General features: G+C 72.6%; 22 protein-coding genes. 9 read left to right on the top strand and 13 right to left on the bottom strand.

What is annotated here, in order from left to right:
- Window positions 1-3 precede the first annotated feature (3 nt).
- Window positions 4-1,512, top strand: coding sequence for a tripartite tricarboxylate transporter permease (locus ACYBSK_RS09980; protein ID WP_460245822.1), 1,509 nt, complete (start codon window positions 4-6; stop codon window positions 1,510-1,512).
- Window positions 1,509-1,991, top strand: a complete 483-nt coding sequence (locus tag ACYBSK_RS09985) for a GNAT family N-acetyltransferase (RefSeq protein WP_460245823.1) — start codon at window positions 1,509-1,511, stop codon at window positions 1,989-1,991. Before ACYBSK_RS09980 ends, ACYBSK_RS09985 begins: the two co-directional genes overlap by 4 nt.
- Window positions 1,992-2,001: 10 nt before the next feature.
- On the opposite strand, the gene ACYBSK_RS09990 is transcribed toward ACYBSK_RS09985, so the two are convergent.
- Entirely contained in the window at window positions 2,002-2,145 is a 144-nt protein-coding gene (locus tag ACYBSK_RS09990; RefSeq protein WP_457476529.1) for a hypothetical protein, read from the bottom strand.
- Between the two features lie 108 nt (window positions 2,146-2,253).
- Between ACYBSK_RS09990 and ACYBSK_RS09995 the strand changes: the two genes are divergently transcribed.
- Window positions 2,254-2,853 carry a class I SAM-dependent methyltransferase gene (locus ACYBSK_RS09995; RefSeq protein ID WP_460245824.1) on the top strand — a complete coding sequence of 200 codons (600 nt, stop codon included), beginning with the start codon at window positions 2,254-2,256 and terminating at the stop codon, window positions 2,851-2,853.
- On the opposite strand, the gene ACYBSK_RS10000 is transcribed toward ACYBSK_RS09995, so the two are convergent.
- Together ACYBSK_RS10000 and ACYBSK_RS10005 are read right to left on the bottom strand one after the other, a co-directional pair.
- Window positions 2,846-3,343, bottom strand: a complete 498-nt coding sequence (locus ACYBSK_RS10000) for a ribonuclease FAU-1 family protein (protein ID WP_460245825.1) — start codon at window positions 3,341-3,343, stop codon at window positions 2,846-2,848. The genes ACYBSK_RS09995 and ACYBSK_RS10000 overlap by 8 nt on opposite strands.
- Window positions 3,321-4,256 (bottom strand): GNAT family N-acetyltransferase, encoded by a 936-nt coding sequence (locus ACYBSK_RS10005; RefSeq protein WP_460245826.1) that lies wholly within the window; start codon window positions 4,254-4,256, stop codon window positions 3,321-3,323. Before ACYBSK_RS10005 ends, ACYBSK_RS10000 begins: the two co-directional genes overlap by 23 nt.
- A gap of 71 nt (window positions 4,257-4,327) precedes the next feature.
- Between ACYBSK_RS10005 and ACYBSK_RS10010 the strand changes: the two genes are divergently transcribed.
- On the top strand, window positions 4,328-4,693 hold the full coding sequence (locus tag ACYBSK_RS10010) for a GntR family transcriptional regulator (RefSeq protein ID WP_460245827.1): 366 nt from the start codon (window positions 4,328-4,330) through the stop codon (window positions 4,691-4,693).
- Between the two features lie 214 nt (window positions 4,694-4,907).
- Here the strand turns inward: ACYBSK_RS10010 and ACYBSK_RS10015 are convergent, their stop codons facing one another.
- Window positions 4,908-6,002: a DUF5925 domain-containing protein gene (locus ACYBSK_RS10015; RefSeq protein ID WP_460245828.1), complete on the bottom strand. Its 1,095-nt coding sequence runs from the start codon at window positions 6,000-6,002 to the stop codon at window positions 4,908-4,910.
- Between the two features lie 139 nt (window positions 6,003-6,141).
- Between ACYBSK_RS10015 and ACYBSK_RS10020 the strand changes: the two genes are divergently transcribed.
- Window positions 6,142-7,563 carry a GH39 family glycosyl hydrolase gene (locus ACYBSK_RS10020; protein WP_460245829.1) on the top strand — a complete coding sequence of 474 codons (1,422 nt, stop codon included), beginning with the start codon at window positions 6,142-6,144 and terminating at the stop codon, window positions 7,561-7,563.
- Between the two features lie 130 nt (window positions 7,564-7,693).
- Here ACYBSK_RS10020 and ACYBSK_RS10025 read toward each other — a convergent pair whose 3' ends face one another.
- The 5 genes from ACYBSK_RS10025 to ACYBSK_RS10045 form a co-directional block, all read right to left on the bottom strand.
- The gene (locus tag ACYBSK_RS10025; protein WP_460245830.1) at window positions 7,694-11,647 is read right to left on the bottom strand and encodes a lipopolysaccharide biosynthesis protein; all 3,954 of its coding nucleotides are present in this window, start codon (window positions 11,645-11,647) and stop codon (window positions 7,694-7,696) included.
- Window positions 11,640-12,461, bottom strand: a complete 822-nt coding sequence (locus tag ACYBSK_RS10030) for a polysaccharide deacetylase family protein (RefSeq protein WP_457476537.1) — start codon at window positions 12,459-12,461, stop codon at window positions 11,640-11,642. The genes ACYBSK_RS10025 and ACYBSK_RS10030 overlap by 8 nt, the downstream gene beginning before the upstream one ends.
- Window positions 12,458-13,465 (bottom strand): glycosyltransferase family 2 protein, encoded by a 1,008-nt coding sequence (locus ACYBSK_RS10035; RefSeq protein WP_457481702.1) that lies wholly within the window; start codon window positions 13,463-13,465, stop codon window positions 12,458-12,460. Before ACYBSK_RS10035 ends, ACYBSK_RS10030 begins: the two co-directional genes overlap by 4 nt.
- Before the next feature lie 65 nt (window positions 13,466-13,530).
- Window positions 13,531-14,361, bottom strand: a complete 831-nt coding sequence (locus tag ACYBSK_RS10040; RefSeq protein ID WP_457476538.1) for a glycosyltransferase family 2 protein — start codon at window positions 14,359-14,361, stop codon at window positions 13,531-13,533.
- A gap of 395 nt (window positions 14,362-14,756) precedes the next feature.
- Window positions 14,757-15,167, bottom strand: a complete 411-nt coding sequence (locus ACYBSK_RS10045; protein ID WP_460245831.1) for a hypothetical protein — start codon at window positions 15,165-15,167, stop codon at window positions 14,757-14,759.
- 223 nt (window positions 15,168-15,390) lie between these two features.
- Here ACYBSK_RS10045 and ACYBSK_RS10050 point away from each other — a divergent pair, with 223 nt between their 5' ends.
- A complete protein-coding gene (locus ACYBSK_RS10050; protein ID WP_460245832.1) occupies window positions 15,391-16,200 on the top strand; it encodes an SGNH/GDSL hydrolase family protein in 810 nt (269 codons plus the stop codon).
- Between the two features lie 7 nt (window positions 16,201-16,207).
- Here the strand turns inward: ACYBSK_RS10050 and ACYBSK_RS10055 are convergent, their stop codons facing one another.
- From ACYBSK_RS10055 to ACYBSK_RS10070, 4 genes are all read right to left on the bottom strand, one after another.
- On the bottom strand, window positions 16,208-17,803 hold the full coding sequence (locus ACYBSK_RS10055) for a serine/threonine-protein kinase (RefSeq protein ID WP_460246995.1): 1,596 nt from the start codon (window positions 17,801-17,803) through the stop codon (window positions 16,208-16,210).
- A 120-nt stretch (window positions 17,804-17,923) separates the two neighbouring features.
- Window positions 17,924-19,516, bottom strand: coding sequence for a nickel transporter (locus ACYBSK_RS10060; protein WP_460245833.1), 1,593 nt, complete (start codon window positions 19,514-19,516; stop codon window positions 17,924-17,926).
- Window positions 19,513-20,874: a tetratricopeptide repeat protein gene (locus ACYBSK_RS10065; RefSeq protein ID WP_460245834.1), complete on the bottom strand. Its 1,362-nt coding sequence runs from the start codon at window positions 20,872-20,874 to the stop codon at window positions 19,513-19,515. The genes ACYBSK_RS10060 and ACYBSK_RS10065 overlap by 4 nt, the downstream gene beginning before the upstream one ends.
- A 96-nt stretch (window positions 20,875-20,970) precedes the next feature.
- Complete coding sequence (locus ACYBSK_RS10070; RefSeq protein ID WP_460245835.1) at window positions 20,971-22,506, bottom strand: DUF4331 domain-containing protein; 1,536 nt, start codon at window positions 22,504-22,506, stop codon at window positions 20,971-20,973.
- Between the two features lie 318 nt (window positions 22,507-22,824).
- On the opposite strand from ACYBSK_RS10070, the gene sigK reads away from it, so the two are divergent.
- The 3 genes from sigK to ACYBSK_RS10085 all read left to right on the top strand — a co-directional run bounded on the left by sigK (window position 22,825) and on the right by ACYBSK_RS10085 (window position 24,569).
- The gene (sigK, locus tag ACYBSK_RS10075; RefSeq protein ID WP_457476545.1) at window positions 22,825-23,367 is read left to right on the top strand and encodes an ECF RNA polymerase sigma factor SigK; all 543 of its coding nucleotides are present in this window, start codon (window positions 22,825-22,827) and stop codon (window positions 23,365-23,367) included.
- A complete protein-coding gene (locus tag ACYBSK_RS10080; RefSeq protein WP_460245836.1) occupies window positions 23,364-24,173 on the top strand; it encodes an anti-sigma factor in 810 nt (269 codons plus the stop codon). Before sigK ends, ACYBSK_RS10080 begins: the two co-directional genes overlap by 4 nt.
- Before the next feature lie 126 nt (window positions 24,174-24,299).
- Window positions 24,300-24,569: a hypothetical protein gene (locus ACYBSK_RS10085; protein ID WP_457476547.1), complete on the top strand. Its 270-nt coding sequence runs from the start codon at window positions 24,300-24,302 to the stop codon at window positions 24,567-24,569.
- Window positions 24,570-24,657 lie beyond the last annotated feature (88 nt).

Raw genomic sequence — 24,657 nt, forward strand, 5'->3', positions numbered from 1 at the left:
CCCATGAACGCCCTCAACTCGCTCCTCGACGGCTTCGGCACGGCCCTCACCCCCATCAACCTCCTGTGGGCCGCCATCGGCGTCCTGCTCGGCACCGCCATCGGCGTCCTCCCCGGCATCGGCCCCGCCATGGCCGTCGCCCTCCTCCTCCCGGTGACCTACGGACTCGAACCCACCGGCGCGTTCATCATGTTCGCGGGCATCTACTACGGCGCCATGTTCGGCGGCTCGACCACCTCGATCCTCCTCAACACCCCGGGGGAGAGCGCCGCCGTCGTCGCCGCCATGGAGGGCAACCCCATGGCGAAGTCCGGCCGCGGCGCACAGGCCCTCGCGGCCGCCGCCGTCGGCCACTTCGCCGGCGGCATGATCGGCACGATCCTGCTGGTCGCCCTCGCCCCCAAGGTCGCCGAACTCGCCGTCGACATCGGCGCGCCCGACTACTTCGCCATCATGGTCCTCGCGTTCATCGCCGTGACCTCCGTCCTCGGCTCCTCGCGCGTCCGCGGCCTGGCGTCCCTCCTCATCGGCCTCACGATCGGACTCGTCGGCCTCGACCAGATGACCGGCCAACAACGCCTCACCTTCGGCTCGTTGCAGCTCGCCGACGGCGTCGACGTCGTCATCGTCGCCGTCGGACTCTTCGCCATCGGCGAAGCCCTGTGGGTCGCCGCCCACCTGCGCCGCACCAGCGGCGAGGCGATCCCCGTCGGCCGCCCGTGGCTCGGCAGGCAGGACGTGCGCCGCACCTGGAAGTCCTGGCTGCGCGGCCCCTTCATCGGCTTCCCCTTCGGCGCGATCCCCGCGGGCGGCGCCGAGATCCCCACGTTCCTCTCCTACGTGACGGAGAAGCGGCTCTCGCGGCACAAGGACGAGTGGGGCAAGGGCGCCATCGAGGGCGTGGCGGGCCCCGAATCGGCGGCCTCGGCATCGGCGGCGGGCACGCTGGTCTCGATGCTCACCCTCGGCCTTCCGACGACCGCGGTCGCCGCCGTCATGCTCGCGGCCTTCCAGCAGTACGGCATCCAGCCCGGCCCGCTCCTCTTCGAACGCGAACCGGAACTGGTCTGGGGCCTCATCGCCTCCCTGTTCGTCGGCATGGTGCTGCTCCTCGCGCTGAACCTCCCCCTGGCCCCCGTCTGGGCGAAGCTCCTGCGCATCCCCCGCCCCTACCTCTACGCCGGCATCCTCTTCTTCGCGGCCGTCGGCGCCTACGCGGTCGGCGGCGAGGCCGTGGACCTCGTCATCCTGCTGATCATCGGCCTCATCGGCTTCGGCATGCGCCGCTACGGACTCCCCGTCCTGCCCGCCGTCATCGGCGTCATCCTCGGCCCCAACGCCGAACAACAGCTGCGCCGCGCCCTCCAGATCAGCGACGGCAGCGTCAGCGGACTGGTGAACACCCCGTTCTCCGTGACGGTCTACGCCGTCGTCCTGCTCATCGTCGCGTGGCCGCTCGTGAAGAAGCTGGTGGTGCGGGGCAGGGGCGGTGGCGTAGACAGGACGGCATGAGCGACCAGAACCCCGGGCCCGGGATCCGCCGGGCGACAGCCGCGGACGTGCCCGCCGTCAAGGCGGTCACGGACGCGGCGTACCACCCCTACATCGAGCGCATCGGGCTCGTGCCCGTGCCCATGGAGGCCGACCACGCCGCGGACGTCGCGGCCGGCCGGGTGTACGTCACGGGAGAGCCGGAGATCACCGGCCTCGTCGTGGTCGAGGCACGCCCCGACCACCTCTTCCTCGACAGCATCGCGGTCCACCCCGCCGCCCACGGGCAGGGGGTGGGCCGCCGCCTGCTCGCCTTCGTCGACGAGCACGCCCGCGCACAGGGCCTCCCCGAGGTGCGTCTCTACACGAACGCCCTCATGTGGGAGAACCAGAAGCTGTACCCGCGGTACGGATACGAGGTCGTGGAGCGCCGCACGGACGGCCCCTACGACCGCATCCACTACCGCAAGCGGCTGGCACCGGGTCTGAGTGACATCTGACCGGCCCCGCTCACTCGTCCGGCCACCACGTCTTGCGGACGTCACGCCGCACTTCCGGGCGTTCGCGCTTGAGATCGGCCGCGGTCGCGTCCTCGCGCAGGCGGCGCCTGAGGGTGCTCGATCCGGTCGGCTTGTGCACGGTCACTCGGCGCATGGTGCCTCCTGTACCTACACGGGTCCCAACGTGGGGCCGTTGTAGACCTGTTCCCGGAGGGTCCCCCTTCGAAGCGCAATTGTCAGTGGCGGTTGTCACGATGGGGGCATGGAGACATCCGGGGGAACGGTCGACTGGGACGCGCTGGCGGACGGATTCGACGAGGAGGCGGACCATGGACTGAGGGATCCGGGGGTGCGGGCCGCCTGGGCGGAGCGACTTGCGGGGTGGATGCCCCCAAACGCCTGCGACGTGCTGGATCTCGGCTGCGGGACGGGCAGCCTGGCACTCCTCGCGGCGGAGCGGGGACACCGGGTGACCGGGGTGGATCTCGCGCCGAACATGCTGCGGCTGGCCCGCCGGAAACTGGCGGGCCGTGACGCCGCGTTCCTGGTCGGGGACGCGTCGTCACCACCCGTACGAAAGGGGGCGTACGACGTGGTACTGGCCCGGCATGTGCTGTGGACGTTGCCGGACACCGGGGCGGTGCTGCGGCGTTGGGTGTCGCTGGTGCGGCCCGGCGGGCGGCTGGTGCTGGTGGAGGGGGTGTGGGGCGAGGTGAGTCCGGCCGGGATCCCGGCGGAGCGGCTCGTGGACGTGCTCGCGCCGCTCGTCGCGGACGTCCGGCACGTACCGCTGTCGGGGGACGCGCGGCTGTGGGGCAAGGAGGTGACGGACGAGCGGTACGCGGTGGTGGCGCTCACGTGAGGGACGGCGGGAAGGCGCCGTCCCTCGCCAACCGCTCCAGCTCGTCCAGGGCCCGCACCGCCGCGCTCGCGGCCCCCGGGTCCCGGGCGGTGAGGCCGCTGTCGGCGAACTCGTCCTCGTCCAGGCGCAGCACCCGGCGGCCGTCCGCCGACACCCACAGGTCGAGGTCGAGGTCCTCGGAGCGGAGGTCCCCCTCGGCGGTGCGGACGGCGGGGCGGGTGATGTCGCAGTACCAGCCCTTCAGCGTCCCGTCGGCGGTACGGACCTCCTTCACCGCGTACCAGCGGTCGCGCCAGTAGTGCTCGGTGAAGACGTCGCCGGGGGCGAACCGGACGAAGCCGAAGTCACGGACGCCGTCACCGGCCCAGGGGGCGCGGACGGTGACGCGGACGCCGTCGTCGTGCAGCAGCTCCGCCGGGTAACTGATCTTCGTACGGCCCGCCTTGACCAGCCGCACCCGGACGGTCTCAGCGGGGGAGGGTGCGGACATGGCGGATCTCCGTCGCGTCGAGGGCGTAGCCGAACCACTTGTTGATGGCGAGCATCGGCTCGTTGCCCGCGTCGTTTCCCGTGTACGCCACGGTGACCCCGGCGGCGCGGGCCCGGTGCAGCGAGTCGTTCTTGGCCAGCTTGGCGAGGCCGCGCCCGCGGAAGGCGCGTGCGGTGCCGGTCATGCCCGACACGTAGCGGCCCTCGCCGTCGGTGAGGGCCGCCGTGAACGCGGCGGGGACGCCGTCCACCAGGACCACCGTCGTCAGCTCCTGGTTGAGCAGCGGGTGGTACCAGGTGTCGCGCAACCACTGCTCGTAGTCGCTGAGTTCGGCCGGGATGTCGCTCGGCTCGTCGGAGGTGGTCTCCGCGTCCAGCTCGAACAGGGGCCGGGGGTCCGCCGCGTACGCGGACCCGGTGCGCAACTCGACGCCGGACGGCGCGGGTTGCCGGGGCGGGAGCGAACCCGCGGTGAGGTCCAGACGCAGGAAGTGGGCGCTGCGGCCCGGACGGTAGCCCTGCGCCGCGGCCCAGGCGAGGTTGCGCGGGGCGTCGAGGGCCCAGCAGTGCGCCTGCGTCGCGCCGTGCTGGACGAGGTGCTCCTCCGCCGTGCGCAGCAGGAGCGTGCCGGCGCCGCGGCCGGTGTGCTCCGGGTGCACGTACACGTTCGCGTAGCCCTGGCCCGGTTCCGGGCTCTCGTGGGCGATGCCGACCTGCGCGGTGCCGATCGTCTCCCCGTCGCCCGCCAGCGCGATCAGCTGGCGGTAGTGGGCGTCGGGATGGGCGTGTGCGGTGGCGTACGCGACGGCGGCCGGGGTCGCGAGCATGGCGGGGAGGCAGGTGCGGCGGATCCGGGCGAACGCCGTGGTGTCCGCCGGGTCGTCGGGGCGCAGCGCGCGCACGATCACGGTCATGGACGCGCACGCTACGCGCCACGCGCGACCGGGTGCCTCCCATTTTTCCGCGCTGCGGGAGAATCGGGCGCGTGACCTTGAAGATCCGCATTGACGACAGCGGGGCCCCCTATGAGCAGGTGCGGGCCCAGATCTCGGAACTGGCCAGGTCGGGGGCGCTCCCCGTCGGGTACAAGCTGCCCACGGTCCGCGGCCTCGCCGAGGAGCTCGGCCTCGCCGCGAACACCGTGGCCAAGGCGTATCGCGCCCTGGAGACGGACGGGGTGATCGAGACGCGCGGCCGCAACGGGACGTTCGTCGCCTCCGCGGGGGACGCGGCGGAGCGCGAGGCCGTACTGGCGGCACAGGCGTACGCGGAACGGGTCCGCCGCCTCGGCCTGTCGAAGGACGCCGCCCACGCCACGGTCGAGGACGCCTTGCGCGCGACGTACGCGTAACAGCTGCCTGCGGAAAGCCACGGCGCCGCTGCCGACATTCCAGCCCTTCCGGGGGCCACACGCCGGTGCGGACACTGCCAGCTCTTGCGGGGGCCGCAGCGCCGGTGCGGACACCTCCAGCCCCTGGGGCGGCGGAGGACCGGGTAATCAAGCCCCTGCGGCGATTGAGCAGCGGGGTCCGGGGCGGAGCCCCGTGGCGTAGGGGGAGCCGGGGCTACAGGTACAGCCCCGCCTCCGCCCCGCCCCGCGGATCCGGCACCGCCGTCGGAGACACCCCGCGCCGCAACGCGTACAACTCCGCCAGGGTGGCACCCTCCCGCCCCACCCCGTCCTCCGTCCCCAACCACTCCGTCGCCTCGCGACGCGTCAGCGCGGACACCTCGATCCGGGCGAGGCACCGGCCGGGCCGCACCACCGCCGGGTGCAACCGCTCCAGGTCCTCGTTCGTGGTGACCCCCACCAGGACATTGCGCCCCTGTCCCAGCAACCCGTCCGTCAGGTTCAGCAGGCGCGACAACGCCTGCCCCGCCGTGTGCTTCGCCTCTCCCCGGATCAACTCGTCGCAGTCCTCCAGCAGAAGCAGCCGCCACCGGCCCTTGCCCGTACCGTCGTCCTCGCCGATCGCGATGTCCATCAGATAGCCGACGTCGGAGAACAGCCGCTCGGGGTCGAGGACGCAGTCGACCTGGCACCAGTCCCGCCACGACCGCGCCAGCGTCCGCAGCGCCGACGTCTTGCCCGTCCCCGGCGGTCCGTGCAGCAGCAGGAGCCGGCCCGCGATGTCCTCGGGCCGCGTCTTCATCAGCCCGTCCATCGCCTCGGCGACCGGCGCCGTGTAGTTGGGCCGCACCTCCTCCCACGTACCGGCCGAGATCTGCCGGGTCGTGCGGTGCGGGCCGCGCCGCGGCGACACGTACCAGAAGCCCATCGTCACGTTCTCCGGCTGCGGCTCCGGCTCGTCCGCCGCCCCGTCCGTGGCCTGCCCGAGCACCTTCTCCGCCAGTTCCGCGCTCGTCGCCGTCACGGTGACGTCCGCGCCCCTGCTCCACCGGGAGACGAGCAGCGTCCACCCGTCGCCCTCGGCGAGCGTCGCGCTGCGGTCGTCGTCGCGCGCGGAGCGCAGCACGCGGGCGCCCGGCGGCAGCAGGGTGGCAGCGGAGCGGACCCGGTCGATGTTCGCGGCGTGCGAGAAGGGCTGCTCGCCCGTGGCGAAGCGGCCGAGGAACAGGGCGTCGACGACGTCGGACGGCGAGTCGCTGTCGTCGACGCCCAACCGGACCGGCAGCACGTCGAAGGGGTTGGCAGACATGCCGCCATGATCCGGCACGAACGGGTCGTCCGCACGGAATTTCCGCAGCGCGCGCCCGTCCGGAACCGCACCCGCCGTTACGAGTCCGTGGCAACGGAGCTGGTCCTTCCGCCAACTGCCCTCGTTACCCTTGTCCTTGATGGGACGTCATGGGTGGGAATCGGGGGTACGGCGATGGCGGCTCATCGCCCTGCTCGGTGTGGGGATGGCCGTACTGGCCCTGGTGCTGACGGTGGTCAGCACGCTTCCGGACAACGACCGCGACACGACGGGCACCACGACCGACGGCGACCGGGTGCACGGCACGCCCGGCGAGCCGCCCAAGGAGCTGGGCCCGCAGGTCGGTTGGGGTTTCACCCACACCCAGTTCTCCGCCGACGAGGGCGCGTCCGCGGCGGTCGAGCGCGCGGAGAAGCTGCTGGGTGAGCGCCCGATGCCGCAGAACCAGCACATCATGGGCTGGGGCGCGAGCAACCCGGAGCCGGTGAAGGGGCGTTACCAGTTCGAGGAGATGGACCGGCGCATCGATTTCATCCGCAAGTCCGGCGGCACGCCCGTGGTCACGCTGTGCTGCGCGCCCGACTGGATGAAGGGCGGCAAGGCCGGCGTCGGCAACACGGACTGGAGCAGGGCCTCCCTGGAGACCGCGCCGTCGCCCGAGCACTACGCGGACTTCGCGAAACTCGCGGCGACCGTCGCCAAGCGCTACCCGTACGTACGGCACTTCATCGTCTGGAACGAGTTCAAGGGGTTCTGGAACGACGACGAGGCCCGCTGGGACTACGAGGGGTACACGAAGCTGTACAACCGGGTCTACAAGGCGCTGAAGGACGTCCGCGAGGACATCATGGTCGGCGGCCCCTACCTGGTCATGGACAGCCTCCACCCGCAGCAGACCGACGGCACCTCCGACGCCGTCAGCGGCCCGTGGGGGCGCATGGACCAGCGGATCGTCGACGCCTTCACGTACTGGAACAAGCACAGGGCGGGCGCCGACTTCGTCGTCGTCGACGGATCCAGCTACACGAACGACGACGAGATGCTGCCCGACGAGTTCGCCGCCACCGACAAGTTCACCGCCGTCAGCAGATGGATCGAGCGGCAGACCGGCGACCTGCCGCTGTGGTGGGCCGAGTACTACGTGGAGCCCGCCGACAGCCGCGACGAGCGGCAGGGCTGGAGCGAACCGCACCGCGTCGCCGTGCAGGCCTCCGGGATGATCGCGCTGGCCCAGGGCGGGGCGACCTCCGGGTTCTACTGGAACCCCGAGGACGAGAAGGGCGCGCGCTGCGCGGGCTGCCTGTGGCGCCCCACCGACCGCGCCTCCGGGGGAGCGCCGCTGCCGATGTACGGGCTGGTGTCACGCTTCAACGAGGAGTTCGGTCCCGGCACGGTGTACGAGAAGGTGTCGGTGGCCCGGGACGACGTCCCGAACGTACGCGTCCTCGCCGACGACGAGGCGATCCTCGTCGTGAACACCCTGGACCGCCCGATCAGCGCGAAGGTTGATGGGCGGCGGTTCGGGATGCGGGGCTACGAGGTGAAGTGGCTGCGGCGGTAGGTGCCCCCCTGCGGTCGACGGCGTTGCGGTCACGGGGCTCTGCCCCGGACCCCGCTGCTCAATCGCCGCAGGGGCTCGAATGTGGTCTCGCTGGTCAATCGCCGCAGGGGCTCGAATGTGGTCCCGTTGCTCAGTTCAGGCCCATCGTGATGAACCGTTGGACCAGCGACGCCAGGACCACCGCCAGGAGTGGCAGGGAGAACCAGAACGTGCTTTGGAGCCAGCGGAGTTGGCGCACGCTCGGGCGTGCCGCGACGCGTACCACCTCGCGTGCCGTGAGCAGCACGATCAGGGCGACCGCCGCGAGTGCGCCCACCAGGGACCACGGGGTCCAGGTGACCTGGGGGCCGATCGGGCCCGGGTCGGCCTTCGGGGCCTTGCCCGCCGGTTCCTCGCGCAGCTGGTACATGGTGACGTCCGCGTTGACGTAGACCTTCTTCAGCTCCTCGCGCCGGTCGAGGTTCTCGACGAGGCGGGTGGGCCAGGCCTGGGAGTAGCCGACGTCCATCTGGAGATAGACGACCTGGCTCTTGTTGAGCATGAGGTACGAGTTGGGGCCCGCGTCCTTGAGCGCCTTGACCAGGCCGCCGACCAGCACCGGGTCGACGGGCGCGAGCGTCGGCACGTAGTTGACCCGCTCCATGTCGCGGGCGCCCCACGGCAGCGCGGGCGTGACGTTGTCGACGACGTCGTTGCTCAGCCACAGCAGGCGCACGGTCGGCTTGTCGTGGGCGTAGACGTAGTCCATCGCCGCGACCTCGCCGGGACGGATCCGCTCGAACGGCTCGTTGCCCCAACGGGCCACCAGGAAGCCGCCCATGAGCATCAGGCCCGCCATGAGCGCGGCCAGCGGCGCGAGGCTGATGCGGTCCTTGTCGCGCTCCTTCGCCGTGACGCCGGTGCGCGGGAACAGCGCGAGACCGGCGAGCAGCGCGGCGCCCGGGAGGGCGAACAGGAAGACCCGCAGCGCCATCTCGCCGCCGTAGCTCTGCATGCCGAAACCGAGGAACGGCACGAAGGTCAGGACCAGGAGCGAGCGCTCGCGGTACTTCCACTCGCGGCGGCGCCACCAGCCGTAAGCGGCGAACGCCATGACGGCGCCGGCCAGCGCCACGCGCGTGTACAGGACGAGCTTGTGGCTGGAACTGCCGTCCTGGATACGGCCGGATACCGAGGACGTCACGTTGCCGCCGACGCCGCCGACCCCGCCGAACAGCTCGTTGAAGTGCCCGGACCAGTACGGCTCGGCCAGGAAGCCCAGCCAGACGACGACGATGACGCCGAACAGCAGCGGCAGTCCGCGCAGTTCGGACTTGCCGACCAGGACGAGGACCGCGAGGACGCCCAGCATCACGAACGGCGTCAGTTGGTGCGCCGGGACCGTCGCCGCGAACAGCGCGATCAGTACGACGAGCAGCACCGCCCGCTGCCGTCTGTCGGTCGGCGCGACCTCCGTCTCGCCGGGACGCCGCTTGCCCCACAGCATGCGCGGCGCGCGGAAGTAGACCAGCAGGATCGCCACGAAGACCAGATAGAGCAGGTACGTGAAGCCCTGCGGCGAGAAGTAGTCCTGGCCCACCCAGCCGCTGAGCACGAAGATCCACAGCCCGGTCCACTTGGCGCGCCAGCTCGCCCGTACGGACTTCAGCAGCAAGAACATCGGCGCCAGGTACAGGAGTTGGACGGCCGTCGGCCACCACCGGACGATCTCGGTGAGGTCGTCGACCCCGCACGCCTTCGCGAGGAACGCGGCGGCGGCGAAGAAGCCGGGCCAGCTCCAGCGGGCGTCCAGGTCGGGGACCGCGGAGCCGGTGCGGTCGATGTAGTCCATGAAGCCCAGGTGCTGCCAGGCCGTCGCGAACCGGGGCTCCGCCTCGATGACGGCCGGCAGTGCGTGCAGCGACACGACCGTGGCGAGGAGCGTCAGCAACAGCAGCCGCTTGTGCGGGCGTTCGAGCCAGAGCAGCGACGCGAACACACCGATGAGCAGGGCGCCGCCGAGCAGCGTCACGGGGGACAGGACGGAGACCAGGCCGAGCCCGCCCATCCGGTCCAGATCGGCCTCGCCCATCCCGAGGACCGGCCCCCAGTACAGCCCGAGCGCCGCGACGAGCAGCAGCGCGAGCACCACGACGGTGGGCGTCAGCCGCGCCCGGCGGGCCGGCTCCGCCGGGGTGAGGGGCCCCGCCGTGGCGGGCTCATCCGCGCGTACGTCCTCCTCCCGTACGTCGTCGAAGGCGAGGTCGACGAGGTCCGGGTGCGGGTCGTCGTCCCGGTCCGGCGGCTCAGGGCCGGGGTCGGGAACGGCGCGCGGTGTCGCAGTGGTGGCGCGGGCCGGGTTGGGGCCGAAGATCGCGTCGGCGTCGAGGGGCGTGTCGGTGCCGGAGGGCCCGCCCGTGCCGGAGCCGTCCTCGCCGTGGGTCCCGCTGGTCGCCTGCGAGGTGGACGCGTACGGTGGTTTCAGCGCCCACGTGGGCAGGTGGCTGCCCGTCGGCGGTGTCACGAGGCGCGGGCGCACGTCGGGGCGGCGCTCCTGGTGGTCCAGGTTCAGCTGCACCGCGAGTTGCAGCGTGTCCGAGTCCATCGCGTCGCGCAGCGCCCACTTGGGGCCGCCCTCCTTCCCGGCCGCCCCCGCCTTCGGCGTGCCCAGGTCGGCGAGGTCGCCGTCCGGCGGCGCGCCCTCGGGTGCCGGGGCCGCGGGGGCCGCGCGCACCACGCGCCACAGTTTCGGCGCGGCGATCGCCACGATGACGGCGAGCGAGGAGATCTCGGCGACGCCCGCGCCCGTGAGCCCCATCCGGGGCAGCAGGAGCAGCGTCAGACCGAGGACGAGCACGCACAACAGGCCCTGGAGCCAGGCGAGTCCGGAGGTGCGGCTCTGTGCGCGCAGCACCGCGAAGTACGTCTCCATGACGACCCGCAGTGCCGCCCCGACCGCGAACCACCGCAGCAGCGGGGTCGCCGCGTCCGAGTAGTCGGCGCCGAAGACGTGCAGCACGTACGGCGCCAGCACGAACAGCAGGGCGCAGATCGGCAGCATGATGCGGGCCATGCGGCGCAGCGCGGCCCGCGTGTTCGCGGCGAGCTGCGCCGGGTCGTGCGAGCCCTCCACGGTCAGCGAGGCGCCCATGTTGATGGCCAGCAGGTTGACCGTGCCGCCGATCGTGGTCGCGATGTAGAAGTACGCGTTGTCCGCCGAGCTGACCTGCGAGGCGATGAGCACCGGCACCAGGTAGACGACGGCGAGCGAGAACAGCGACCCCGTGTAGTCGCCGGCGAGGAACCGCCCCATCTCGCGCAGCGTCGGCGGCTCGGACCTGTCGCCCGTGGCCTCGATGTGCCGCGGCACGAGCCGCCGGAACACGAGCAGGCCCAGCGGGACCACGGAGAACGCGATGGCGACGACCCACGACACGAACACGCCGGTCGTCGCGAACGCCCCCGCGAACGCGACCAGCAGTCCCAGCTTGACCAGCGAGAACACCGTGTTGCCCACCGGCACCCACAGCGCGCTGCGCAGCCCGGTGAGCACCCCGTCCTGCAACGTCAGCAGCGACCAGGCGACGACGGCCGCGACGAAGCCGAGCCCGTGCAGCGTGCCGTGCAGGAACCGGTACGAGGGCCCCCACACGTCGAGCGTCAGCAGGAAGACCAGCGCGGCGAACGCGACGGCCGCCGAACTCCCCGCGTACGTACGGAAGATGAACCGGCCGGTGGCGCGTCCGGCGACGGGGATGAAGCGGGCGAGCGCCCCGGTCAGCGTCACGGCGGTGAGGCCCGCGAGGAACTTCATCGCCGCGATGGCCGCCGAGCCCTGCCCGACCGCGTCCGCCGTGTAGTAGTGCGCGGCGGCCAGCCAGAAGCCGACACCGAGGACGCCGGAGATGCCGGTGTTCAGCATCAGCGCATAGGCGTTCCGGAACAGTTGGCTTCCGCCGCCCGACCCACCCATGCCGTCTTTGTTGCCCTTCCTGCCGCGCCCTATGCCGGGCAGCCTGAGCCGGCGGCCGACGGGTTCCCGCGGTCCGGCGTCGGTGGTGGTGGCCGGATCGGCCTTGGCGGGGGTGGTCGTCGTGTCAGACACGGGTTCGCGCTGCCTTCCGGCGGGCCTGTCGGGCTCTGCGGACCACGGCGTACCCCTTGGTGAGGGCACGGTCCCTGGCGAAGTTGCGGCCGATCGCGCGGCCCTCGACGAGCCGCTCGAACTCGGTGAGGTCGGTGGAGCGGCGCACGGTGACCCGGCGCAGGGCGTAGGGGCCCTGGCGGCGCCGGGCGAGCGCGTTGCCGACGGCGAGCGACTGGGCGTACCCGGCCGCGCGCACCGCCTGCCGCACCCGCCGGTCGGAGTGACCGTACGGGTACGCGAAGGAGCGCGGCATGCGGCCCAGCTCGCCGCAGACGATTTCGCGGCACCGCACCAGCTCGAACTCCAGCTCCTCGTCGTCGAGCTGGTCGAGCTGCGGATGCGTGTGGCTGTGCCCGCCGATCTCCACGCCCTGCGCGGCGAGCGCCCGCACCTGGTGCCAGTCGAGCATCGCGTCGAGCCCGCCCCCGGTGTCGTACGCGCCGCGCAGCCACCCCGTCGAGACGAACAGGGTGGCGGCGAAACCATGCTTGGCGAGAGCGGTCAGGGCGTGCGTGTGCACGCCCTCATAGCCGTCGTCGAAGGTGATCAGGACGGGCCGGTCGGGCAGCGCCCGCCCGTCGCGCCAGCGGGCGGCGAGCTCGGCGGTGGTCAGCGGGGTGCGCCCGTGGTCGGCGAGCAGCGCCATCTGCTCGGCGAACTGGCCTGGCGTCACTGCCAGTTGACGGGTCGCGCGGTTCGGGTCGGGGGAGACGGCGTGGTACATGAGGATCGGCACGGCGCCGTCGCCGGACGTCCGCGCTCGGGCGCTCATGCGGCCGCCTCCGTTCTCCCGACCGTGTCCGTGGCGGCGTCGATCCCGGGCACCGTGAACCGGGCGCCCCCGCGGCGCGCCCGCAGGCTCCCCACCGCGTATCCGCCGACCGTCGTCAGCGCGCCCGCGACGATCGCCCCGGCGCGGCCCGCGCCACCGGCCCGGCCGAGCACGAAGTCCCGTACGCCGCGCGCCACTCCTGCCGGAAGCACCCGGGACGTGTAGGCCCGCTCGGACTCGAGTCCCTTGTCGGCGCCGACACTGCGCGCCACGAGCGCCTTCGACAGACCTTCCGCGTACGCCCGCGTACGGAAGTAGCCGAACCGCTCCCGTCCCGCCGGCACCCGGTGGTGGATGACGGCCCGGTCGTCGATCAGCAGCACCGCGTCCGGTCTCGCGCGCGTGATCCGGATGCACAGCTCCGTCTCCTCGCAGCCCAGCGGGCGCTTGTCGCCGTCCCGGCCGATCCCGGTGGCGAAACCGCCCGCGATGTCGAACGCGCCGCGCCGGAAGGAGGCGTTGCCGCCCAGCACGTTGCGCACTTCGACCTTGCCGCGCGGCAGCCCCCTGTACGTGCAGCCCACCACCCAGTCGAACTCCTCCGGGAACCAGACGGGCCGGCGGCCCGACGCCCAGATCGGCTCGGTACGCCCGCCGACGGCGAGGACCCGCGGATCCGCGTAGCCCTCGGCGAACCAGTGCAGCCAGTCCCGCTCCGCGACGGCGTCGTCGTCGAGGAACGCGACGATCCCGCCGCGCGCGACGGCGATCCCGGTGTTCCGCCCGGCCGACAGCCCCCGGGGCCCGGCATTGGGCAGCACCCGCACGTCCGCCGCCCCGTCGAACTCCTCGACGAGCCGCGCGAGCAGCCCCGGGTTGTGATCGACGACGAGCAACGTCTCCAACGCGGCGTACGACTGCCCGCGCACGGAGTCGACGGCGGCGAGAATGTCGCTCCACCGGTCCTCGGTATAGACACAGATGACGACGGAGACGCTTTCCAGCCCCTGCGGCGACTGAGGAGCGGGGTCCGGGGCGGCGCCCCGCGACCGTACGCCGGTACGACCGCTCAAGACCCGTCCCCCCGCACCACGCGGAGCCGCGGCGTGGCGGCGCGTCGCCGCAGGTCCCGCCGGTTCGACCGCTCCTTCACGATCACCTTCAGCACCCGCAGCCCGTCCCGCACGGCGCGAAGGTTGCTCGCTCCGTGTATGCGCAGGTACTCGTGGCTCGGTATCTCCTGCACCTTCAGCCCCGCCTTGACGACCCGGATGTTCATCAGGGTCTCCACCTCGAACCCGGTGCAGTCGAGCTCGATCTCGTCGAGGCAGTGCCGCCAGAACGCGTTGTATCCGTAGCACAGGTCGGTGTACCGGGCGCCGAACTTCGCGTTGACGGCCGAGCACAGCGCCCAGTTGCCGAGCTTGCGGATGGGCGTCATGTCGTCCGTGCCACCGCCGTTGGCGAACCGCGAGCCCTTGGCGAAGTCGGCGCCGGAGACGAGCGCGGAGACGTAGGAGACGATCTCCTGGCCGTCGGCGGAGCCGTCCGCGTCGACCATCACGATGATGTCGCCGCCGCAGGCCTTGAAGCCGGTGATCAGGGCATCTCCCTTGCCCTTTCCGTGCTGCGGCACGACCACGACGTCCGGCCACAATTCCCTGGCCACTTCCACGGTGTTGTCGGTGGAATTCCCGTCCACCAGAACGACCTCGTGGATCCAGTCGGGAAGGGTCTTGAAGACGTACGGAAGATTTTCCGCCTCGTTCATCGCGGGAATGACCACGCTGACCCGTGGCGCGATGGCCAGGTGCGTGGAGATCGCCCGGTACTGGGCGGGAATTCGGCCTTCCGGAGTCGTCCCTTCAGGGATCACCGGAGGCACAACGGAACTGCTCATGAGTCTGGTCCCTCTCGTCCGGTGGACCGCCCGCCCCCGGGCGGTCCGGCTTCGTGTCCGGTTCGAAAGGGGGGTTCTCACTTACGGCATGCCGGAAGAGCTCTCCGTTCAGGCCGGGTGAGCTGGCTGTACACACCGGTTCGTCGGACCGGCCGCGCGGCACGCGACACGGCGGCCCACGACGCCGAAGCGCGTGGCTCGCCGAGCGCGGCACCCCCCTGCCGCGCCCCGCTCCGGGCCTTTCGCGACCTCGGTCCCTCCCCTTGATCGCATTTCTTACTGGCCCGATGCGGGTGGATGTACGACGGTATTGATGATTAGGACTGTATGGCAAGACCTGGAACGAGGCCTCACGTTTTTATTGTTTTGGCCATTCTCTTAACGTGCGTCCCTCCTCAGTGGATTTTTCCGATCCGGTTGAGGATGTCCCGTGCCGCACCCCCGCGCAGCCGTCGGACGCCCCATTGCAGAAGGAAAGCGGAGGCGCTCAGTACGCCGATGGCGAGCACCCCGCCGTCCACCGACCAGCGGTGCACGGCGAGCATGCCCTGGGAGACCAGCATGACGACCGCGACCGCGCCGGCGGTCGAGACGAGCACGCGGGCCCACGGGTCGAGGCCGCGCAGGGCGGCCGCGAACGCCGAGCCGGGCGCGGCGAGCAGGAAGAAGAGCGCGAGCGGCCCGCGCAGCGGGGAGTCCGCGTGCGAGAGCGCGAGGATCAGGCCCGCCGCTCCCGCGACGGCGCCCGCTCCCGCGAGCAGCTGACGGCCGTCCGATGCGGACGGCTTGATGCCGATGGTCTGCATTGGCGACTTTGCCCCCCGAAGCGCCGGATGCCGGGCTTCAATGTCGCGCAGTCCTCGGTCCGGCGTCAAGGTGGCCCGGACCCGCAACTCCGTTGCGCGAGAGTCCAGTTGGACGTACTTCTACGGGCGTAGCGCGAGTGAGCTGAGGGTATGTCAACTCTGGCATGAACCTGCAACACGTGCGGGCGGCAGCGACCCTGCCGATCCTGCTAAAGGAGGTTCCATGAGATCTTTCCGAATTGCGGCATACGTCTCCTCCTTCGCGCTTGCCGTGGCGGCCGCCCTCACCGGGGCGACGGTCGCGCAGGCCTCCGACACCGCTGCGGCCACGGGTTATGTGGCCCTCGGCGACTCCTACTCGTCCGGCGTCGGCGCCGGCAGCTACGACAGCGCCAGCGGTTCCTGCAAGCGCTCCACCAAGGCGTACCCGGCCTTGTGGGCAGCCGCCCATTCACCCTCAAGCTTTAACTTCACGGCGTGTTCGGGTGCTCGTACGGGTGATGTCATCGCCAACCAGCTCGGCCCGCTCGGCACCGGCACCGGACTCGTCTCCCTCTCCGTCGGCGGCAACGACGCGGGCTTCGCCGACGTCATGACCACCTGTGTCCTGTACTCCGAGGCCACCTGTCTGTCCCGCATCAACGAGGCCCGTACGTACGTCACGTCGACGCTTCCGGGCAAGCTCGGCGATGTCTACTCGGCGATCACCCTCAAGGCGCCCTCGGCCCGCGTGGTGGTGCTCGGCTACCCGCGCTTCTACAAGCTGAGCGGCACCTGCGTCGCCGGGCTCTCCGAGAACGAGCGCTCCGCCATCAACAGCGCCGCCGACCTGCTCAACTCCACCATCAAGCAGAACGCCCAGGCCCGCGGCTTCACCTTCGGCGACGTGACCACCACGTTCGCCGGGCACGAGATCTGCTCCGGCTCCTCGTGGCTGCACAGCGTCAACTGGACGAACATCGGGGAGTCGTACCACCCCACGGCCACCGGACAGGCGAGCGGTTATCTGCCGGTGTTCACCGACGCCGCGTGAGCGGGCTTCAGTAGGACGGTGAACCGGTGGTGGCTCCGCTCGTCGGGGTCACCACCTCGCACGTCACCGCGTACGCGACGTAGTTGGACCGCGCCGCCACCGGGCTGCGCACCTCGACGCCGATCTCGTCGCGCAGCGTCCCGCCCTCCTTGTAGCGCGACTGCGTCGTGGTGACCGTACGGGCCTTGTTCGCCGCGCCCTTGGGCACGCTCAGCGTCTTCCAGCCGGGGTCCGACGCCTCGCCGTCCTTCACCACCCAGCGGTACTGCACGGAGGCCGGGGTCCGGCCCACCGTGATCGTCGCGGAGAAGGCCGGGGCGGCCGCGGACGGCGGCGGGCACGGCCCCGCGTAACTGCCGCGCACCGCCTGGACGCTGACGCGCACGGACTGCGCCGGGGTGGTCGAGTGGCCACCGCTGCCGGAGCCGCCGTTGCCGCTCCCGCCGGTGGCCGAGGAGCCGCCGTCGTCGCTCCCGCCGGTGGTGCCGCCCCCGCCCCCGTCGTCGCTGCCGCCGCTCCCGTCGTTCGTGCCGCTGGTCGAGTCGCCGCCGCCCGCGCCGCCTGACGTACCGCCGCCGTTGTTCGTCGACCCGTTGGGGTCGTTGCCGTCACGGTTGAGGAGGGCGTACGTGAGTCCGCCGATGGCGAGGAGGAGGGCGACGATGCCCGCTATCAGGGCGACGGAGGCCCGGCGCGGATAGCCGGTGCCCGTCCCGGCGGGGACCGGGGCGGTCGTCGAGGTCGCCCCCGCGCCCGCCGCGGCCGGCGTCGGCGGCGTGGGCGACTGGAGCGAGGTCACCGTCTGCGCCGAGGCCAGCGGCGAGGCCCGCACCGGACCGGCGCGCACGGTGCCGCCCGCGCCGACGGTGCGCAGATCCCGCTCCGCGTCGGCGGCCGGGGTCCGCTCGGCCGGATCCTTGCGCAGCAGACCTTCGATGACCGGGGCCAGCGGGCCCGCGTTGAGGGGCGGCGGCAACGCCTCGTCCACGATGGCCCGCAGCGTGCTCAGCGGGGTGTCCTGCCGGAACGGCGAGTGCCCCTCCACCGACGCGTACAGCAGCACACCCAGCGACCACAGGTCCGACTCGGGCCCCGGCGTGCGGCCCAACGCCCGCTCGGGCGCGAGGAATTCGGGCGAACCGATCACCTCGCCCGTCATCGTGAGCGCCGACGTCCCCTCCACCATGGCGATGCCGAAGTCGGTGAGCACCACCCTGCCGTCGTTCGACAGCAGGACGTTGCCGGGCTTCACGTCGCGGTGCAGCACGCCCACCTCGTGGGCGGCGCGCAGCGCGGCGAGCACCTCGGCGCCGATGTGCGCGGCGCGCGCCGGGGGCACCGGGCCCTCCGCGTCGAGCTGCTCGGCGAGGGAGACGCCACGGATCAACTCCATGACCACCCACGGCCGTTCCTCCTCGGTGGCCACGTCGTACACCGTCACCACGTTGCGGTGCGTGACCCGCGCCGAGGCCCACGCCTCCCGCTCCAGGCGCGCGTACATCCGCTGCACGTCGGCGTCCGGGAGGCCGTGGGGCGCGCGCACCTCCTTCACCGCGACCTCGCGCCCGAGCACCTCGTCGCGGGCCCGCCACACGGTGCCCATGCCGCCCTCCCCGAGCGGATCGAGCAGCCGGTACCGTCCGGCGACCACACGCTCCACCACGGGCGCCCCCTTCGCGGCAAGACAAGCATGCGCGGCACGACAAGTACGAACAAAAGTAGCTCAGCCCAGTGCCGTTGCCGCCCCCCTGAACACCAATCCGCAGCCGAGCACCACCACGACGAACGCCGATCCGAACGGCACCGCGCGGCTCAGCCCGCGGCGCGCGAGCGCGGCGAGCGGACCCCCTCCGGGGCGCGGCAGTCCGGCCAGCGCCCGCGTGATCCGGCCGCCGATCCGCACCACCGCGAGACCCACCACCGTGAGGGTGAGCGCGAGCCCGGCACCGTAGCCGAACACCAGCAGCAGCCCGAACCACGCCTTGCCGAGCGCCGCCGCGCCCACGAGCACGACCACGGCGGACGGGCTGGGCACGAGCCCTCCGGCGAACCCGAGGAACAGGGTGCCGCGGAGTGTGGGTTGTGGCATGGGATGGGTGTGCGGGTGCGGGTGCGGGTGCGGGTGCGGGTGCGGGTGGGCGTGGTCGTGGCCGTGCGCATGGTCGTGCTCGTGTCCGTGTCCGTGTCCGTGTGGGTGCCCATGGCCGTGCCCGTGGCCGTGGCCGTGCGTATGGCCGTGCGTGGCCCTCCGGTACCGCCACGCCCTGCGCAGCAGGCCCACCCCGGCCGCCGTCACCAGCAGGCCGCTCGCCAGGCCCAGCCAGGCGATCACGGAGGGCGCGGCCGCGGAGCCCGCCGTGACGAGGATGCCCAGGGCGATCACGCCGAGGGTGTGGGTGACGGTGACGGAGGCCGCGAGCGGCAGTACGTCGCGCATCCGGGCCCGGGTGCGGGCCGCGGCGGCCGCCGCCATCAGGGTCTTGCCGTGGCCGGGCGCGAGGGCGTGCAGCGCGCCGAGGACGAGGGCGATACCGAGGGCCAACGCGGCGAATCCGGGCGTCAGTTCGTGGCGCGACACCAGACCGGTGAGCGCCTCCGTCCAGCGGTCGGCGCCGCGCGGGAGCACCTCGGACCCGGTCGCCTTGTCCGCGCCCGGGGCCGACGCCGCCGGACCGCCGGGCGCGGCCGTCACCGCGGCGGCGGTCCGGTCGGGCGGCGAGGACAGCAGATCCTTCGGATACCGGGTCAGGCGCGCCGAGTTGGACGTGGTGGGCACGTTCGACGCGGTGAGCGTCGTCCGGTCGCCGCGCGCCGTGATCTCGCGCCACCCCGGCCCCTTGGCCGCGCCGGTGCGCAGTTCGACGCGCACCCGCTCGCCGCGCGGCAGCGGCGCGGTGAAGGCGCACTCCACGCGCAGCGTGGTGAGCCCCGCCTGGCCGGGCCGCACGTCGGCGCGGGCCGCGCCCGCCGTCAGCGCGGTGCGGCGCCCGTCGACCGTGACGTCGGTCCGGCGCGCGGCGTCCGCGCACCGCTCCTTCGCCCACCGGGCCCGCCCTCGCGCCTCGACCTCGGGCCGCACCTGCTGCGCCGGGATCTCCGCCAGGTCCTCCACGTGGTCGACGCGCAGGACATCGGGCCGCACGAGCAGCCCGTCGTAGTGGTTGACGGTGAAGTTCCCGAGCGGGTGCGCGGCGGCCCCCGGCGCGGACACGAGCAGCAGCCCCACGGCGGCCGCGCCCGCCACCACGGGGAGCACCACGTACCGCCGCCACAGCCGTACGCGGACGTACCGCCACACCTCCTCGCGTGACCTCATCGCCCGCCCCCGGTGCCGTCGGCGGACGCCGCGAGGGCCGCGCGGGCCGCCTTCGCGCCCAGCGGGGAGAAGGCGGGGTTGCGGTCCAGGGCCTCGCGCAGCAGGTCGCGGCCCTCGGAGCGGTCACCCACGGAGAGTTCGAGCACGCCCCGGTGGTAGAGGAACGCGGCCTCGTCGTAGCCGGTGCGGGTGGCCTCGCGGGCGTACGGCAGCGCTTCCTTGTCGCGGCCGTTGACGTGCAGCGCCCAGGCGAGCGCGTCCGCCGTGTGCACGGTGTGCCGGCGCCCCCACTCGGCGCGCGCCGCCTTGAGGGCCGCGACGGGGTCGCCGTGCTCGGTCGACGCGATCGCCGTGTCCAGGTCGACGTCCACGCCGCCCGCGCGCGCGAGCCGCAGCCACGTGCCGACCAGGGCGTACTGCCGCTTCGCCGCCGCCCGGTCGCCGCGCGCTTCGTACAGCTCGCCCAGCTCCACCAGCGCCGTCGGCAGCGGGGCGCGCGCCACGACCGCCCTCAGGTCGCGGATCGCGCCCGCCGTGTCGCCGCTCGCGGCCCGTGCCCGGCCCCGCCCCTCCAGGGCGGCGACGGCGTCCGGGTCCGCGCGCAGCGCCGTCGCGTAGTGGCGCAGGGCGGCCTTGTACGCGCCCTGCCGCCAGGCGAGTTGCCCGAGGGCGGTGGCCACGTACGAGACGTCGCCGGGGGCGGTGGCGCTGGACAGGGCGCGGGTGAGGACCGTGCGGGCGGTCGTGGCGTCGCCGCGCAGTTCGTGAACGTATGCGAAGCGGGTGAAGCTCGGGATGCCGGGGCGGCGCGCGTCCGCCGCCTTGGCCGCCGTCGACGCGCGCTTGTAGTCGCCGAGTTCGACGAGGGCGTCGACGCGCAGGGCCAGCGCCGCCTCGCTGTAGGGGTTCACGGCGAGGGCCTCGCGGGACAGGCGCAGGGCCGCGTGGAAGTCGTGGCGGGCCGCCGCGAGGGCGGCCCGTCCGGCGAGCGCCGGGTCGTTGCCGGGGCGCAGCTTCAGGGAGCGGGCCAGGGCGCGCTCGGCCTGCGGGTAGCGCGACGGGTCCGCGCTCACCCGCGCCTGCTCGATGTACGCGGTGCCGAGCGAGGCCCACGACGAGTGGTCCCTCGGCTGGGCCTTCAGGTGCCGTTGCAGCGCCTTGACGCCCTCGTCGAGATCGCCGGAGGCGAGCCGGGCCGGCGCCGGGTTCACGGCGGTCCGCGTCGTCGCGGCCCTCGGCGGGGCGTCGTCCTCGGCGACCAGGGCCCCCGCGGTGAGGGCGAGGGCGAGCGAGGCGCCGAGCGCGAGCAGCCGCCCGAACCCCGTCGCCCCGCCGCCCTTGCCGGACAAGACCTGCATTGCGCGCTCCTTGGACGTGTGGTGGGCGCGGCCCGCGGTGGGGAGGATCTGGCACGCGGGCCGCGCCGGTCTGTGGACTGCTTCAGGTGCCGGGCTTCAGCCGGAGAACGGCGGCGGCGGGCCGAAGCCCGAGCGGCGCCGGCTGCGGCCGCGCCACCACAGGAGCCCGGTGGCCAGCAGCAGGAACCCGGCGCCCGCCACGGCGATGGACGCCGTCACGAGCGTGTTGTCGTCACCGGAGTCCGAGGGCACCGAGCTGCCGGTCAGCTGGTCGCGGACCTCGGTGTCGGACTGCGACTTGCTCTTGGCGAGCGGACCGCGCGAGCCCTCCGTGGGCAGCGCCACGTACGGGAACGACGACTCGAACTTCTTGTCGTTGGCGTCGACGGCGTCGCCCAGGTCGTTCTTCTTGCCGAGGAGTTCGCCCTCGACGACCTGGAGTTCGGCGTCCACGATGTCGTCGCTCAGCCGGCGCCCGTTCGGGAAGCCCGCCTTGTCGCCGTCGAGGACACCCAGCCGCTTCGGGGAACTCGTCGGCGGTATCGACGTGTTGAGCCGCAGCATCTCCGACGGGCGCACGCCCGGCGGCTGGTTGAGGCCCTTCACACCCTTGAGGAAGACGTCCACCAGGTCGTTGCGCGGCGTCTTCGGAGCCTTGATCTTGTAGATCGACTCCATCAGCTTCGGCAGCTCGGGCTCCGTCACGAACGGCAGGAACTGGCTGTCGTTCCACGGCGAGGACGCGTTGAAGCGGTCCTTGACCTTCTGCGGGTTCACGACCTCGTTGACCAGCGGGCTGCCGAGCCGCGACACCTGCTTCCAGTGGCCCTGGGCGTCCTTGCGCTGCGTCGTCGACCACACGCCGATGACCGGCTGGTCCTTCGACTCCGTCAGGAACGCGGTGGGCACCTGGAGGGCGACGGTGTTGACGTTGTAGCCCTTGAGGGTGTCCCGGCCGACCTCCGAGAGGTCCCCGCCGTACAGCAGGTCGAAGACGCGCAGGTCGAGGAAGAACGGGTCGTCGGCCTGGCCCACGTACGAGGTGACGCCGCCGCCGACCTTCTTCACCGCCTGGTCGCGCAGCTTCTTGTAGTCGGGCATCGACGCCTTGCCGACGTTCGACGGCGCCACCGGGGCGTCGTCGGCGATCTTCGACTTCGACACGACCTTCTGGTCCTTCAGACGCAGCAGGTCGATGTCGTACGTCTGCGTGACGTTCAGGTCCGGGTCGTCGAGGCTCTCCACGGGACCGGTGTTGTAGAGGAACGTGTTGCCGTTCTTCGTCTGCGTGTGGAACGTCCACCGGTACAGCAGGTCGCCCTGCGCGTCGCCGTCGCTGTCGATGTGTACGTCGTACTGGGCGTCCTCGGGGAACGGGTAGAAGTTCGGTCCGCCCGCCGGTTCCTCGAAGGGCGTCCAGTTGGCGACCAGGGTCGTGGTGTCCGGCCTGTCGGGGCTCACGAACGCGTACACGTCCGTGTTGTCGTACTGGGGCTGCCCCGAGATCAGCGGGGCCTCCCGGTGACTGGAGGCGTCCGCCCGCTGCGGGCCGACGCCCGTGGCGCCCACGGCCGCGAGACCGCCCGCGGCCAGGCCGCCGCAGACCAGGAGCGCGAGCCCCCGGCGACGCATGCGCGCGCGGACGGGCCCGGCCGGCCTTCCGCGCGCCGGTTCGTGGCTTGCCGAAGCCGACGCTTCCGGTGGCTTCGCTGACAGAGAGGTCATGGCTTACGTCCTCACGCGGTCCGTGCACGAAGTGCGGTTGACGCCAAGCCATTCGGTCCGCGTCGCCGGGCGGATTGGTCCGGCGCGCATTGGACGCCGCGCCCCCGCCCGCCCGTACCTCTCGGCGAAAGTTCGCGCCGCCCCCGATCCGGACCGGGCCCGGCCGCGAACGACCCAGTGGGGGCGGCGCGGCACCGGGCCGCGCCGCCGACGGGAGGGGAACCGATGCGGGTGGACAAACTGCTGCCGCTGGTCGGGCAGGGCGACGTGCGGGCGTACGAGGAGCTGTACGAAACGGTGTCGGGCGCGGTGTACGGGCTGGTGCTCCGCGTCCTGCGGGACCCCGCCCAGTCCGAGGAGGTCACCCAGGAGGTGTTCCTCGAACTGTGGCGGGACGCCGCCCGCTTCGACCCCCGCCGCGGCACCGCCATGGCGTGGGTGCTCACCCACGCCCACCGCAGAGCGGTCGACCGGGTGCGGCAGGCGCGCGCCGCCAGGGAGCGCGAGCAGCGGGCCGCGAGCCGCTGGCACGGCACCGCCTTCGACGAGGTCGCCGAGCAGGTCGAGACGAACCTGGACCGCGAGTGGGTGCGCCGCTGCCTCGAAGCGCTCACCGACCTCCAGCGCAGCTCCGTGACGCTCGCCTATTACGAGGGCTACACCTACCGGGAGGTCGCGCAGCGCCTCTCGGTGCCGCTCGGCACGGTCAAGACGCGGATGCGCGACGGGCTCTCCCGGCTGCGCGCCTGCCTGGGGGACGCCGCGTGAACCGCCGGACCCCGCTGCGCCACCGCCTTGGGCCCGGCCGCCGCGTCCACTCCCTCACCGCGCCCTACGCCCTCAACGCGCTGGAGCGCGGCGAACACGCCCGCTTCGAGCGGCACTTGAAGCACTGCGAGGAGTGCGCCGACGAGGTGCGCGCCCTGACGGAGAGCTCCGTGCGGCTCGCCTGCTCGGCCGCCGTGCAGCCGCCCGCCGCGCTGCGCGAGCGGGTCCTGACCGCGGCCCGGCTCACCGCGCAGGTCCCGGCGGCGCAGACGGATACGGGGACGGGGGAGCGCGGGGCGGCCGGGGCGGTGGACCGGCCACGCGCCGCTCCACGCGCGCGGGGGCTGCTGATCCCGCTCGGCGTCGCCACGGGGGCGGGCGCGCTCGTCGTCGCCGCGCTCTTCGCCGTGCAGCTGGAGCGCACGTCCGACCGGCTCGACGAACAGCGGGCCGTGGCGCGGGAGGTGACGCGGGTGCTCGCGGCGCCGGACGCGCAGGCCGTGCGTGCGGACGGGCTGGGCGTCGTCGCGTCCCCGGAGCGGGGCAGCGCGGTGATCACTGTCACAGGCCTGGAACCGCCCCCCGCGGGACGGGCGCACCAACTGTGGCTGATGGAGCCGTCGCAGCCGCCGCGCTCCCTCGCCGTGCTGCCCGACGACGGCTCCGACACGCCGGTGGTGGCCACCGGCTTGACTCCGGACGCCTCGTCACTCGCTGTGACGACGGAACCGCAGGGCGGCTCGAAGCGGCCCACAACCGTCCCAGTTGTCCAACTCGCCCTGGAATCCGTCGGATTCGGAGAGTGAGCGGATTCGAACCGTCAACCCCCTTATGGGGGACGTGAATGCCGCCACCGGGATACACGAGTGCCGGGATGGGGCGATAGGGTTAACCTGCCCGGGCTGAGTGCCCTCGTACGGGTGGGGAGTGACATGGAACAGATAACAGTGCGCAGCAGGCCGCGTGTGCCTGCGATCACCTGCGGGAGCAGCGCGACGAGTTCGCGTCTCGACCGCCATCTCTCGGTGCTCGGCGGCCCTGCCGTACCGCAGCGCGAGACGGTGGAGGCGACGACGTTGATGCGCGAGCTGACCACGCGGGACTCGGCGCACGAGCGCAGCGGCAGTCGCGCGCGAGTGCGGAGGGTCTCTCTCTTCGCGCCTCTGCGACGGCTTCGTCGCTCGCTGTTCGGCGGCCACTAGCAAGGTCGTCGTCCAAGAAAAAAGGCAGGGCCCGTATCGCCCCTCCGCGCCGTCCGGCGTTCCGCTATGCACCACAGCGACCGTCATC

The sequence above is a fragment of the Streptomyces sp. BYX5S genome (genome assembly GCF_054724165.1).